At 47.4% G+C, this 13,511-nt stretch carries 11 protein-coding genes; 5 read left to right on the top strand and 6 right to left on the bottom strand.

Annotated elements, in window-relative coordinates:
- Positions 1-4: 4 nt before the first annotated feature.
- Positions 5-3,556, bottom strand: coding sequence for a response regulator (locus J0L70_RS10045; protein WP_287454334.1), 3,552 nt, complete (start codon positions 3,554-3,556; stop codon positions 5-7).
- 115 nt (positions 3,557-3,671) lie between these two features.
- A complete protein-coding gene (msrB, locus tag J0L70_RS10040) occupies positions 3,672-4,088 on the bottom strand; it encodes a peptide-methionine (R)-S-oxide reductase MsrB (RefSeq protein WP_017286317.1) in 417 nt (138 codons plus the stop codon).
- Positions 4,089-4,341: 253 nt separating this feature from the next.
- On the opposite strand from msrB, the gene J0L70_RS10035 reads away from it, so the two are divergent.
- Positions 4,342-5,670: an acetamidase/formamidase family protein gene (locus J0L70_RS10035; RefSeq protein WP_287454332.1), complete on the top strand. Its 1,329-nt coding sequence runs from the start codon at positions 4,342-4,344 to the stop codon at positions 5,668-5,670.
- 48 nt (positions 5,671-5,718) lie between these two features.
- On the opposite strand, the gene J0L70_RS10030 is transcribed toward J0L70_RS10035, so the two are convergent.
- The 3 genes from J0L70_RS10030 to J0L70_RS10020 all read right to left on the bottom strand — a co-directional run bounded on the left by J0L70_RS10030 (position 5,719) and on the right by J0L70_RS10020 (position 10,072).
- Positions 5,719-6,900 (bottom strand): n-acyl-d-glucosamine 2-epimerase, encoded by a 1,182-nt coding sequence (locus J0L70_RS10030; RefSeq protein ID WP_287454330.1) that lies wholly within the window; start codon positions 6,898-6,900, stop codon positions 5,719-5,721.
- 30 nt (positions 6,901-6,930) lie between these two features.
- On the bottom strand, positions 6,931-7,386 hold the full coding sequence (locus J0L70_RS10025; protein ID WP_190647108.1) for a single-stranded DNA-binding protein: 456 nt from the start codon (positions 7,384-7,386) through the stop codon (positions 6,931-6,933).
- Between the two features lie 142 nt (positions 7,387-7,528).
- The gene (locus J0L70_RS10020; protein ID WP_086371047.1) at positions 7,529-10,072 is read right to left on the bottom strand and encodes a mannose-1-phosphate guanyltransferase; all 2,544 of its coding nucleotides are present in this window, start codon (positions 10,070-10,072) and stop codon (positions 7,529-7,531) included.
- A 184-nt stretch (positions 10,073-10,256) separates the two neighbouring features.
- Between J0L70_RS10020 and J0L70_RS10015 the strand changes: the two genes are divergently transcribed.
- From J0L70_RS10015 to J0L70_RS10000, 4 genes are all read left to right on the top strand, one after another.
- On the top strand, positions 10,257-10,436 hold the full coding sequence (locus J0L70_RS10015; protein ID WP_017286310.1) for a hypothetical protein: 180 nt from the start codon (positions 10,257-10,259) through the stop codon (positions 10,434-10,436).
- A gap of 5 nt (positions 10,437-10,441) precedes the next feature.
- Complete coding sequence (locus J0L70_RS10010) at positions 10,442-11,119, top strand: class I SAM-dependent methyltransferase (protein ID WP_287454328.1); 678 nt, start codon at positions 10,442-10,444, stop codon at positions 11,117-11,119.
- Between the two features lie 28 nt (positions 11,120-11,147).
- Positions 11,148-12,074: a ribokinase gene (gene rbsK / locus J0L70_RS10005; protein ID WP_287454327.1), complete on the top strand. Its 927-nt coding sequence runs from the start codon at positions 11,148-11,150 to the stop codon at positions 12,072-12,074.
- A 246-nt stretch (positions 12,075-12,320) separates the two neighbouring features.
- Positions 12,321-12,716 (top strand): response regulator, encoded by a 396-nt coding sequence (locus J0L70_RS10000; RefSeq protein ID WP_017286307.1) that lies wholly within the window; start codon positions 12,321-12,323, stop codon positions 12,714-12,716.
- An 8-nt stretch (positions 12,717-12,724) separates the two neighbouring features.
- Here the strand turns inward: J0L70_RS10000 and J0L70_RS09995 are convergent, their stop codons facing one another.
- Complete coding sequence (locus J0L70_RS09995; RefSeq protein WP_287454326.1) at positions 12,725-13,471, bottom strand: superoxide dismutase; 747 nt, start codon at positions 13,469-13,471, stop codon at positions 12,725-12,727.
- Positions 13,472-13,511: the final 40 nt, after the last annotated feature.

The following is a 13,511-nucleotide window of genomic DNA, read 5'->3' as shown; positions in this document are numbered from 1 at the left end:
ACAACTACCGATACAACCAAACCCGCAACAAAGAAAGCAACTGTTCAGTATCGACAGGCTTAGTAATATAGTCTGATGCTCCTGCTTCGATGCATTTTTCTCGATCGCCCTGCATTGCTTTTGCGGTTAACGCAATAATTGGCAGCGATCGAAACTCTGATTGCTCTCGAATCACGCGAGTCGTCTCGTATCCGTCCATTTCTGGCATCATGATGTCCATGAGCACAATATCGATTTCTGGATTCGCTTGCAGAGTCTCAACACCTTCGCGTCCGTTTTCAGCATACAGAACTTCCATTTGATGCTGTTCGAGCAGACTGGTGAGCGCGAAAATATTACGCACATCGTCATCGACAATCAAAATTTTCTTACCCCCTAAGACGGGATCGGCTTGATATAGCTCTTCGAGGATCTGACGCTTCGGCTTAGGTAAGTTCGCTTGAACTCGGTGTAAGAACAATGCGGTCTCATCGAGTAGCCGTTCTGGCGATCGCACATCTTTGATAATAATCGTTTCAGCTAGGCGTTTGAGTTGAGTTTCCTGCTGGCGAGACAGTTCTTTTCCGGTGTAGACGATGATGGGAATTTTAGACAAAGCTTCGTCATGCTTGATCTGCTCAATCAAATCAAACCCGCTCATATCCGGCAAGCCCAAATCCATCACAATACAGTCAATTTGCTGCGCCTGTAATATGGCGAGAGCTTCTTGAGCGGTGGATGCAGCAATACTTTTGACATCTCCATTCCCAATCAGATCCATGATGCTTTGGGCTTGAACTTGATCATCTTCAATCACGAGCAAATTCTTGACGCGCCGCTCAATAAACACTTGAATCTCGTTAAACAGGGTGTCTAACTCTTCAGAGGACACAGGCTTTTGTAAGTAAGCGATCGCGCCGAGCTGTAGGCCTCGTTGTCGCTGATCATCGCTCGATAAAATGTGAACCGGAATATGGCGTAGTTCTGGCTCATGTTTTAAGCGATCGAGGACTGTCCAGCCATCTAAATCAGGGAGATGTAAATCGAGCAGAATGGCATGAGGTTTGAATTGCTGTGCGAGTACAAGTCCTGGCTGGCTTCTCAAAGCACAGAGCACTTTGAAACCCTGCTGCCTAGCCATGTCGATTAGAATTTTGGCAAAGTTTGCATCGTCTTCGATGATTAAGAGAATGCGATCGTTGGGATGAATGACCGCACGATCGTCTTCTATCTCAGCATACGGAGCGGGTGTAGCAAGGGGGACAGGCTTGGGAGTCGGCAATGTAATCGGCTGAGGCTCTTGATTGAATGAGCAAGGCAGAGTCAAGGTAAAAGTACTGCCCTGCCCCAATTGGCTGCTGAGATGAATTGAGCCACCTAAGCGATGTGCGAGTTCCCGACTGATGGAAAGCCCTAAACCTGTCCCGCCATATTTTCGGCTAGTTGTGCCATCAACTTGCTGAAAGGCTTCAAAAATAAGCTGTTGCTTCTCAGGGGGAATTCCAATCCCGGTATCCCTGACCGCAAAGAAGACCTGAGAATTTGGCGTGAGTCCGATTTGGACTTTCACGCTGCCTTGTTCAGTGAATTTAAAGGCATTTGCGAGCAGATTTTTGAGAATTTGCTGAAGGCGTTTACTATCGGTGTGGATCACTTCTGGATTTTGTAGCTCGATCGCAAAATCTAAGCCTTTACTGGTCGCAATTTGCCGAAATGAGCGATCGAGTGTTGCCTGAATCTCAGCTAAGTTTACAGGTTCAACTTCGAGCGCAACGGTACCCGATTCGATCTTAGCAAGATCCAAAATATCATTAATCAGTGTGAGTAAGTCATTCCCCGCAGCATAGATGGTACGGCTATATTCAACTTGTCGATCAGTTAAATTTTGGTCTGCATTGTCACTCAGAATCTTCGCCAAAATCAGCAAACTATTGAGCGGGGTTCTCAACTCATGCGACATATTGGCGAGAAACTCAGACTTGTATTTCGAGGAAATTTCTAACTGCTCTGCTTTTTCTTGCAGTGCTAGTAGGGCTTGATCGATTTCGCCGTTTTTCTGCTCGACTTGACGCTTTTGGACTGCCAGTAATTCTGCTTTTTCTTCTAGTTCTTCATTGAGCTGCTGTAATTCTTCATTCGAGACTTTGAGTTCCTCTCGTTGCTCTTGCAGTTTCAGTTCTGACTCTTCTAAAGCCGTTGCTTGCTCTTGCAGAACTTCATTACTATGCTGAAGCTCTTGCTGTCGAACTCTGAGTTCTTCGGCTAATGCTTGCGATTCAATTAGCAAGCGCTGCGTTTGTGCATCTGCCTCGATCGCTCTCAACACGACACCAATCGTCTGGGCCAATCGATCGAGTAAGGTGAGATGTAGCTCACTAAATTCGTGAATGGAAGCAAGTTCAAGCACGGATACGACCTGCTGCTCAAATAAGATGGGCAAGACAATCAGATTCGTTGGAGTGCTTTCTCCTAATCCCGACCGAATCTGAATATAATCGCTCGGCACTTGAGTGAGTAAGATTCGCTGTTTTTCTAGCGCACATTGCCCAACGAGCCCTTCTCCCAAATGAAACTGATTAGAAAGATGCTTGCGGTCGTGATAAGCATAGCTACTGAGCAATCTCAGAACATGGTGTTCTGAATCCATGACATAAAATGCGCCCTGCTGAGCCTCAACTAAGGGAGCAATGTAAGAGAGCATCATTCGCGAAACGGTTTCTAAGTCTCGCTCGCCTTGAATCAAATGCCCAAATTCTGCCAGATTCGACTGTAGCCAGGTTTGGCGATCGCTCTTTTCCAAGCTCGCTTTCAGATTTTCTACCATCTGATTAAACGTGCGGATTAAAACCCCAACTTCATCCGCTCGCGGTAATGGGTGCAATTGAATCGATAAATCTCCATCTGCAATTTTCTCTGCTGTGCGGGAAACGTGCGTCAGCGGTTTGGAGATATTGCGGTTGAGTAAAAAGCCCAGAACACCTAGTAGTGCAAATCCAAGCGGAATTCCATATGCAATGCTATTCAATGTATTTTGTCCAGCAAGATTTGCGGCTGTCGATCGGCGATCGAGCAAAACTTGCTCCCGCTTTTTCATGTCTGTAATCACAGTCTGAATCTGTTGCATTACAGGAATCGCACTTGGAACTACGTCAGGTCGTAAGGCTGTCTCCAGCCCTTGGCTTCTTCGGATTTCAATTCGCTTTTCCATGATCGCTAAGCGACGCTCAATCAGCGGCTCCAATCGATCGAGGCTCTGCTGATGAGCGGGATTATCTGAGGACAGTTGGCGAAGCGATTCGATGCGATTCTCGATCGTTGAACGAGCCAGATTGTAGGGTTCTAGGGATTCCTGTTCAGGTCTGAGCAAATATCCTCGGACTGCGCTTTCTGCATCTTTGACCAAGGAAAAAACTTCATCTAAGGCAGTCAAAACTTGATAGGTCTTCGTCACTGATTCTGAAGTGTCAATCAGTTGTCGGGTTCCACTATATGAGACAATTCCGATCGCTGCAAAAATTGCTAGCCCAATCCCAAATGTCGCGCCGATCTTTGTCCCAATTCTCAAACGGTTCAACATTGCAATTGTTTCCGAGCAAGCTGGTTAATTGTCAAGTATGACTCAAGTTGATGCATCTAGCCTGGGATAGAGAAATTTAGAAGTTGGAGCGTTTGAAAAACTCCAACTTCTTACATCAAGATTCGCCTTCTGGCACAAATTCTAGTGCGACACCGTTCATACAGTAGCGCTGTCCGGTCGGGCGCGGACCATCTTCAAATACATGTCCTAAATGTCCGCCACATTTTGCACAATGTACCTCAACACGAGTCATAAATAGCGATCGATCAATGCTCACCTCGATCGCGTTTTCGAGCGGCGCATAAAAGCTAGGCCAGCCCGTTCCACTATTAAACTTAGTTTCAGACGAAAATAGCGGCGTTCCACAGCCCGCGCACTTAAAAGTTCCTTTGCCGTATTCCTTATCTAAAGGACTGGTTCCTGCTCGTTCTGTGCCATGCTTTCTCAACACCCGAAACTGCTCTGGAGTCAGAGAAGCCTTCCATTCTTCTTCCGTTTTGTTGATCTCAAATGAGTTGTTTTGAGTGTTCACAATGCTGTCTCAATTCACGTGTCTTTTCTTCTGTAAGTCTAGCAAATCTGGTTCCTCTGCATGAAACCTGGACAGGACGGATGCCCGCCCTATCAGCGAGAAACATCGAGCTAGGCTGTTGGAGGAACTGGAAAAGGCTCGCCTGTCTGTAAGATGAAATTGTGTCCTCGGTTGCAGTAATTATTAATACATTTTTTCTGTCTTAATCCTGGAAATAATGTAAAGCGGATTTCTCTACGATTTATTGCTGGATATGCCAAAGCGTCGCGATTTTTTGTTAGGTAGTGCTGCAACTGCAACTGCTGTATCGATGTTTCCTCACGTGAATGCTCAATCTTCTAAACGCCCTGAAATCAACGCTCTACAACAGGGCTATGTGGGTCAGTATCAAGGCGGTGTTTATCTGCTTCCAGCAACTTCTGAAACGGTGCAATGGGGTTGGTTTAACAATGCAGAACCGCCTCGTGCCCGCATCAAATCCGGGGATACGGTGGTGCTGGAGACGATGATGGCATCGTTGAATCAGGTTTTGCCAGGGAGTTCGATCGAAGCGATTACCAAACTTCGGGTCGATTTTCCGGGTCGAGGCCCTCACTCGGTTACGGGGCCGATTTTCGTTGAAGGTGCAATGCCGGGCGATGTTTTGAAGATTAAAATCAACCGCATTGTTCCTCGCAGCTACGGGGCAAATTGGAACTTACCGGGCAATTTAAAACTCGGTCAATTTCCAGATAAGTTTACTCAAGCTCAAGTCAAACATTTCTATCTCGATTTGGGTCGTGGAATGACTGAATTCCTTCCAGGTATTGAACTTCCAGTCCGCCCATTTCCTGGAATTATTGGCGTGGCACGGGCTGAGAGTGGTCAATATAGTACGGTTCCACCGGGTGCTTATGGGGGAAATTTAGACTGTCGAGAGCTTGTGCAAGGCACGACGATTTATCTGCCTGTATTTGTCGATGGCGCATTGTTATGGTCGGGCGATTCTCACGCAGCGCAAGGCAATGGAGAGATTAATTTAACGGCGATCGAGACGGCTTTTAGTGAATTGAATATCACGGTTGAAGTGATGAAAAAAATGCCGTTGAGTTTTCCTCGCATTGAGACACCGACGCATTGGATCACAATGGGCTACGATCGCGATTTAAACAAAGCGATCGACAAACTCGAAGAAGAGACCGTGAAATTTGTCTCTGAGTGGAAGCGCTTGAGCAGCAAGGAAGCACGGCAGTACATGCAGGATTATGGCATGTGTCATGTGGCTGAAGTCGTGAATCAGGTGAAAGGAACTTACTGTATGTTGCCCAAGCAGCCCACTCCGAAAGTTGCGCCTGCTGCGGTGAAAGATACTCGCGATAGCTATGTGACGACAGCGACGAATGCGGATGCAATGGCGGCGATGAATAGTTCAGCAATGCAAATGATTGAACGGATCGCAGAGCTGAAAAAGCTGTCTTTAATTGATAGCTATGCCTTGGCAAGCCTAGCAATGGACACGCGAATCGGGCGACTTGAACCGGGTGCAAGAACAATTCACAATCTGCTCCCGCGATCGCTTTGGGTGAAGAAGGCGAAGAGTTGATAGTCTGCAGATTGAGCCGCTGTAGCCAAGCTGAAAAATTCTCCAAACCTAGGAGGATTTTTCAGCTTGATCCAAAGCTTCAAATTCTTGCCAGCACAGATACATCGATCGTGGAATATGAAAACACCCTTTCCACTTGCCACCTTTGAGATTGAGTAAGACTTCACCTCGTCGATCGAGATAGCCAAACCATTCTCCATACTCTGCATCGGCAAAGTGTGACCAACTATAGTCATGGACTTTCTGATACCACTTCCAACAGTCAGAACGCCCAGTCAAGCGGTATCCCATGACTAACGCAACGAGTGTCTCAACATGAACCCACCAAAGTTTCTGATCCCACTCTAATTGCTGAGGTGGATGACCTTTTACATCCAGAAAGTAGTAGATTCCGCCGTACTTTTGATCCCAGGCAAAATTGAGAGTGTTGATGACAACATCAATGCATTGATTGATCAGTTCGAGATTATTACTGCGATGGGCAATATCCATCATGAACCACATTGCTTCAATCCCATGCCCAGGATTAATCACGCGACCTTCAAAGCAATCGACATGGGAACCATCTGGAGCAACGTTTTCATAGAGGAGATTCTCATCTAAAAAGTCGGTCATGACCTCTTGAACTGTGGCTTCGAGGACTTGATCGAGCGTTTCTTTTGGAAGGAGCCACTCCATTTCCAAGGTGAGGTTCGCGAGAATCATCGGAACAGATAAGCCTTTGAGCGATCGCGTTCCTGGATAAGCTTTGTTGTAACTTCCTTTTGGATTATTTTGACGGCGCAACACATTTTGATATGCCTGAAGTGCGACCTCGCGCGCCCAATCCTGACCCGATGCGAGTGCGAACTGACTAAACGCCATTGCCGCAAAGCAATCTGAAAAAATGTTGTAGGGCTGAATCAGAGGTTGACCTGATCGATTCAATGAGAAATACCAATTTCCCTCCGGATCTCGCCCGTGATTGGCTAAAAATTTTGCTCCATGTTCTGCAATGTCGAGCCAACTGGAGCGCTTTTCTAGACGATTACAGAGCATGGAGAATGTCCACACTTGGCGATTTTGCAGCCAGATAAATTTATCGGTGTCATAAACCTTGCCAGTGCGATCGAGACAAGTAAAGTAGCCACCGCATTTAGTATCGATCGAGTACTGTTCCCAAAATGGCAGGACGTTATCGAGGAGCGCAGTTTTGTACAGGTCTGCTAGTTGCCGAAAATCGCGCTCCATACTGTGTCTCCTAAAAATCCGCCTTTTATCTTAGAACGGAATGTCGTCTAATTCAGGCTGTGATTCTAATGCTGGAGCCGCTGGAGCTTTTGCCGCACGTTTCGGAGCCGCGCTTGCCACGGGAGCAGGTGCGCTCGGCGTTGCAACTGGCGCTGCCGCTGTCACAGAACTGGAGACTGAAGCCCCATTCAATGCATAAATTTTCTGAATCGTTAATTCAGCCTGCTTTTCTTTAAATCCTTCAGGACGATCAACGGTATTCATGGTCAACCGACCTTCAAGAATCACGCGATCGCCTTCGTGATAATTTGCCTGAATTTCCTGGGCTAAATTTCCCCAACCGACCGCTTTCAATTTGGTGGGCGGATCTTCAGGACGCAAGCCAGAAAATTCGATACGCATCTCAGCGATCGCGGTTTGATTATCTGAGGTGTATCGCAGTTGCGGTTCTTGAACAATGTCCGCCAACAGAATGATGCTGTTCATAGACCTGTGAGAAAGTGAGTGAACGTTATTCTACAGTCGATCGCTGAGTTCTTACGAATCGATTTTGGGAGGTGGGGAGTGGGGAGTGGGAAGATGTGTTTCGTTTTATCTCCCTAACCCCTACTTTCCCACTCCCTACATTTTAGTACACATGCTCTACCCTTGCCTCCTCAATCCCTTGTTCTTGATAGACAAATTCCTGAACTCGTAAGCGATATTCTCGCAGTGTTTCATCGACCCAACCGCGATTTGGGCTATTGGCATAGACGTGAATTAATGGCTCTGTTGCATCCGGTAAAATTAGCACCCAGCTATCACTGCGTTCTGGGTTGAAAATCTTTACCCCGTCGAACGTCTCTAACATTTCTGCGGGATGGCTTTCGACTAAATGCCGCATTAATGCGCCTTTGACTGTCCAGGGACAGCGTACCGAATAGGTTTTATGGGACACTCGCGGACATTCTGATCGAATCTGTGCCAACGTGCGATCCTGCAACGTTAACATCTCGATCAGTTTCGCAATGCAGAACATTGCATCAAAGCCAGGATGTAATTGCGGGAAGATAAAGCCCATCTCGCCACTTCCGCCTAAGACCGTGCTGGAATGGGCATGACACGCTTCCATTAACGCAGTCGGGTTCGCTTTAGTGCGAACTACTTTGCCATCGTGACGACGGGCAATTTGCTCGATCGCACTCGATGCATGAACGGGAACAACCACTGTTCCACGGGGATGGGCGGTCAAAATCATATCGACCATCAAAGCCGTAAGCGTTTCTCCTCGGATGGGACTGCCCGTTTCATCGACTAAGATGAATTGCTCACCGTTGGCTGAAACTTGTACTCCAAAGGTTGCTTTCAACGCTTCGACAACGTGACCTAATTGATTGAGCAGCGTTTCTCGATCGTTCAAAGATGGCGCAGTTTGCGTCAGACTTGCATTTAAGACCACCGCATCACAGCCAAATTTTGCCAATAATTGCGGTAAGACGGCACCCGAAACCGCATAGGCATAATCGATGATCACTTTTGAACTGCTGGTCTGGATGGCTTGAATATTCAAATGTCGCTCAAATCCTCGGCTATAGATATCGAGCGCTTGATGCACATTCACAACGCCGCCAATTTCATGAATCGGAGCACGACGAAAATCTTCTTTGAAAAATGCTCCTTCGATCTTTTTCTCGATCGCTTTCGAGACGTTGATCCCATTGCGATCGAAGAACTCAATCACAATATGATCTGACTTATCAGGATGAATCCGAATATGCAATCCTCCCGCGACTCCTAAGGTTGGAACTACTGATCGCGCAACTGGGATTGCTGTAGCTTCAAGATTTTGGATATTGATCCCGACGGACATTAATCCGGCAATCATCGATCGAGACACCATGCGCGAAATGGTTCTTTGATCCCGCGAAACGGTGACTTGTGATCCCGGCTTCAACGTCGAACCGTATGCCGCTCCTAACTTCACGGCAAATTCTGGAATCACATCGACATTTGCTAAGCCCGAAACGCCTCGCTGTCCGAATAGATTCCGATGTGCGGTATATCCCCAAATCAAATTCGTATTCAGCGTCGCCCCAGCTTCAACGCTCTTACTCGGCCACACCCGGACATTGGGACTAATCAGCGCTTCTTCTCCCACAGATGAGAGCGGGCCGACCACTGCGCCTTCTAACACATGCGATCGTCGATCAATTCTCGCCCCGCGTGCAATCACACAAGCCCTGAGATGCACCTCATCGCCAATCATTGCACCATTCCAAATGATCGGGCGCTTCAGATCTGCTTCATTCCCGATCGTCACGTTATCCCCGATCGCGGTTCCGGCTTCGATGGTGACACGCGACCCGATGCGGCAGTTGTTGCCAATAATCACGGGAGTTTCAATTTTGGCAGTGGGATCAAGATAAGTATTCTCTCCAACCCATAGTCCGGGCGATCGCTCAACATAGGCGAACTCTAATTTCACTCGGCGGGAAAGTCCAGCATATTGCGCTTCCCGATACGCGTCTAAATGCCCGACATCGCACCAGTACCCGTCTGCGACGTAGCCATACATCGGTTCGCCCTTGTCGAGCAACAGTGGAAACAGATCCTTTGAAAAATCCGCCTCTTCATTTTCTGGTAGATATTGCAGAACTTCTGGTTCAAGAATGTAAATCCCCGTATTGACGGTATCTGAGAAGATTTCACTACTCGACGGCTTTTCGAGGAAGCGTTTAATACTCGCATTTTCATCGGTGATTACCACGCCAAATTCGATCGGATTGGGCACCCGAGTCAAAATCAACGTTGCTTTTGATCCTTTCCGGTAATGAAATTCGATCGCAGCAGTGAGATCAAAATCGGTAATACTATCGCCGCTAATGACTAAAAAAGTATCATCCAGTAACTCTGCAATATTTTTGACACAGCCTGCTGTTCCAAGGGGTTGATCTTCTTCGACCGCATAGGTCATCTGCACACCAAACTCGCTGCCATCTTGAAAATAATCGCGCATCACATCTGGCAGATAGTGGAGTGTCGCGATTATTTCTCGGATCTGATGTCGCTTTAGCAAGTCAATAATGTGCTCAGCGATCGGACGATTCAAAATTGGAACCATCGGTTTTGGCAGATCACAGGTGAGCGGTCTGAGTCGAGTTCCCGATCCGCCTGCCATTAGCACCGCTCGCATAGAATCTCCTTAAAGTAATCGATCGCATCTTTACCTAATTTGACAGTGCTAGCTTTTTTCGGGCAACCTCCCTCACAATTATTAGCAATTGGAAGAAGGTAGGGAGTAGGGACTAGAAACCTGTCTCCCCACTCCCCACTCCACTTGCTAGAATCTTGACATCACGAATTTGAAGGATTCCGGTATGGTAAAGCTATTCCTATTTGTCGCCTTAGCGGTTTATGTCGTCGGTGTCTATCGCTTTTGGAAGGGATTTCGCCGCACCAACTTTAGCCAAGGCAAAATTTATTTAGCACTGCTGTGGCCCGCCTTAGTGTTTAATCGGTCTTATCGTCAAAATTTCACCCGTGCATTGAAAGGTTAAAAACATTGAGCGTACAGGATTGGAGTCCACGAATTGTCGCGATCGCCGAACGCTTTAATCGCGAGTATCGAGGAGAGGCGTTTAATTTGCCCGCCGAAGTTGAAGCGATGCCGATTTTTCGCGATCGAGTCGCGGGAACGCTACAAGCAAAAGTGACTTCTCCATTTTGGCAACTTGCTCAGCCGCAAAAAAATCAACGCTGCTTAGATATCGGCTGCGGCGTTGGTTTTTTTGTCTATAACTGGCGCGACTGGAATGCTTACTACGCGGGACAAGACGTGAGTAAGGTCGCCTGTGACGCGATGAATACTCGTGCCCCCCAGTTAAACTCAAAGCTGTTTCGAGGCGTGAAACTTGGGGCGGCGCATCAGTTAGAGTATGATGCGGCTCAGTTTGATCTGGTGGTTTCGACTGGGGTAAGTTGCTATTCAGATGTGGATTACTGGCAGTCGGTTGTGACGGAAGTGAAACGAGTGCTCAAACCGGGCGGAGTGTTTGTGTTTGATGTGCTCGATCCGGATGCCGCTTTGGCTGAGAGTTGGGCAATTTTGGAGACTTATCTGGGTACAGAGGTCTTTTTGGAATCGCTCGCGGATTGGAAGAAGCTGATCCAGTCCGAAGGAGGCAAGATTGTCAAAACGCTCCCCGGAGAGCTATTTCAGTTGCATAAAGTGACTTTTTAGAACGCTTCAGAATTCAGCAGGCGCAATTATGTCTCGACCTATTTTCACCTTCGGTAGTATCAACATGGATCTCGTCGCCCGAGTTCCAAAATTACCCAAGCCTGGAGAAACCCTAACTGGGTATTCATTCTCAACTGTTCCGGGTGGGAAAGGCGCAAATCAAGCGGTTGCAGTTGCAAAACTGGGTGGCTCCAGTCAGATGGTTGGGCGAGTTGGTGATGATGCGTTTGGACAAGAATTGTTAGCGAGTTTAAAAGCGGCTGGAGTGCAAAGCGATCGCATTTTCATCGATCGTTCAACCTCGTCTGGAGTTGCCATGATCGCGGTAGATGACCGGAGCGAAAATCACATCATCGTGATTCCCGGTGCGAATGGAAACGTCGATCAATCTGACCTCGATCGCTTAGTGCTGACGGATTCGTCGATTTTATTACTCCAACTTGAAATTCCGTTCGAGATCGTTCAAGCTGCGGCACGTTCTGCTAAAGCAATTGGGGCAACTGTCATTCTTGATCCTGCTCCTGCTCCTGCCGTTTTTCCCGATGAATTGTACGGTGAGATCGACATCATTACCCCGAATGCCACTGAAACAGAACAGCTTGTCGGATTTCCGATTCAGACTCAAGCGGATGCCGAACGAGCCGCCGAAATTCTGCAACAGCGAGGAACGAAGACCGTGATTATCAAAATGGGCGCTCAAGGTGTCTATTGTGCAACCGAAGACGATCGCTTCTTTATGCCAGTTTTTTCGGTTGTAGCAATTGACACGGTTGCGGCTGGAGATGCATTTAATGCGGGGTTAGCAGTCGCATTAGCTGAGGGGCATCCAATGTGGGAAGCAGTGCGATGGGGAGCGGCATCGGGAGCCTTGTCAACGACAAAATCTGGCGCGCAATCCTCACTGAGCGATCGAGCGACCCTAGACGATTTCTTGCGTAAACAAACAAAACCCTGAGTCAAATTTGACTCAGGGAAGGCTTTTGACTACTGATCAAATATCGATAATCAAATGTTTATATAGAGAGGAGAGTAGATAAAATCAAGTTTAGAAAAATTATTTAGACAGAGGCTCTAGCTTGGGAGAGAGCTAACTTGTTTTCAGTCTAGAGATAGAAGCGATGAACTATCGTAAGGCATAGGTTAGAGATTGTCTTCAGATCGGGAGTCCCTCTGAAGCCCATTTTCCGTAGGTTGACCATACATGCAAACCCTGGCGCAGATGGATATTTTAGTCGTCGATGATGATCCCGATACCAGGGATTTGCTTCGATTCATGCTTGAAGATGAAGGTGCGATCGTTACCGTTGCGCCCAACGCGAAGGAAGCATTATCCCTACTTGAAAGAGAACTTCCAAAGCTATTAGTCAGTGACGTTGCGATGCCTGAAATGGACGGCTTTGAGCTAATCGGGCGGGTGCGCGAACTCCCCAAAGGTGAAACGCTTCCTGCGATCGCGCTGACTGCTTATGCGCGTGAAGAAGACCGCCAGGCTGCGCTCAGATCCGGATTTAATGACTACCTGACTAAGCCCGTTGATCCTTTGGAACTCATCCGGCTGGTTCAGCAATATTGCTTGGCTTTCCCGCCGGATGCTTAAACCGATGATTACTTTCTCTGCGCTTGCGCGTAGCGTTGATTGACTGCTTGCCAATTCACAACATTCCACCAGTTGGTTAGATATTCTGCGCGACGATTCTGATACTTCAGGTAGTAAGCATGTTCCCAAACATCATTGCCTAAAATCGGATAGGCATTAGGATTGCTCATCAGGGGATTATCTTGGTTTGCGGTTGAAGTGATGCTGAGCTTTCCTTGGCGATCGCTGACGAGCCACGCCCATCCACTGCCAAAGCGATCGGCTCCAGCTTTATTGAACTGTTGTTTAAATGCATCAAAACTTCCGAAGGTTTGATCAATTGCTTTTGCGACAGCCCCAGTCGGCGTGCCTCCAGCTTTTGGAGCCATAATCTGCCAGAACATCGTATGATTGACATGTCCGCCGCCGTTGTTGCGAATCTTCGTCCGAATTGCCTCCGGAACCTGGTTGAGATTCTGAATTAAACTATCAACGCTCTGCTTCTGAAGGTCTGGATAAGCCTTTAGAGTCTCATTAATGTTATTCACATAAGTTGCATGATGCTTATCGTGGTGAAGTCGCATCGTTTGAGCATCAATGTAAGGCTCTAGGGCAGCATAATCGTAAGGCAATGGATCAAGTTTTGCAGGGGAAGCACTCAGTTGTGGCGCTGCTGAGGGAGCCGCATCGACTTGGCTATTAGACTGACAAGCAAAAAACAATGGAACTAGCAAACCGACGAAAAGGATGAGGATGCGTCTGAAAATCGCTTGCATGAGAACCTCTCTATTCCTAGAATCACTCAGACAATACCAT

Origin of the sequence: Leptolyngbya sp. UWPOB_LEPTO1, assembly GCF_017302695.1 — a bacterium.
Lineage (GTDB): Bacteria > Cyanobacteriota > Cyanobacteriia > Leptolyngbyales > Leptolyngbyaceae > Leptolyngbya > Leptolyngbya boryana.
This window is presented reverse-complemented; position numbering and strand designations above follow the sequence as displayed.

What these genes read in the sequence shown, in the direction of transcription:
- J0L70_RS10015 (WP_017286310.1), top strand. Translation starts at nt 10,257, where the DNA reads ATGGTAAAGCTATTCCTATTTGTCGCCTTAGCGGTTTATGTCGTCGGT.
- J0L70_RS10020 (WP_086371047.1), bottom strand. Translation starts at nt 10,072, where the DNA reads ATGCGAGCGGTGCTAATGGCAGGCGGATCGGGAACTCGACTCAGACCG.
- J0L70_RS10035 (WP_287454332.1), top strand. Translation starts at nt 4,342, where the DNA reads ATGCCAAAGCGTCGCGATTTTTTGTTAGGTAGTGCTGCAACTGCAACT.
- J0L70_RS10025 (WP_190647108.1), bottom strand. Translation starts at nt 7,386, where the DNA reads ATGAACAGCATCATTCTGTTGGCGGACATTGTTCAAGAACCGCAACTG.
- J0L70_RS09995 (WP_287454326.1), bottom strand. Translation starts at nt 13,471, where the DNA reads ATGCAAGCGATTTTCAGACGCATCCTCATCCTTTTCGTCGGTTTGCTA.
- J0L70_RS10045 (WP_287454334.1), bottom strand. Translation starts at nt 3,556, where the DNA reads ATGTTGAACCGTTTGAGAATTGGGACAAAGATCGGCGCGACATTTGGG.
- J0L70_RS10000 (WP_017286307.1), top strand. Translation starts at nt 12,321, where the DNA reads ATGCAAACCCTGGCGCAGATGGATATTTTAGTCGTCGATGATGATCCC.
- rbsK (WP_287454327.1), top strand. Translation starts at nt 11,148, where the DNA reads ATGTCTCGACCTATTTTCACCTTCGGTAGTATCAACATGGATCTCGTC.
- J0L70_RS10030 (WP_287454330.1), bottom strand. Translation starts at nt 6,900, where the DNA reads ATGGAGCGCGATTTTCGGCAACTAGCAGACCTGTACAAAACTGCGCTC.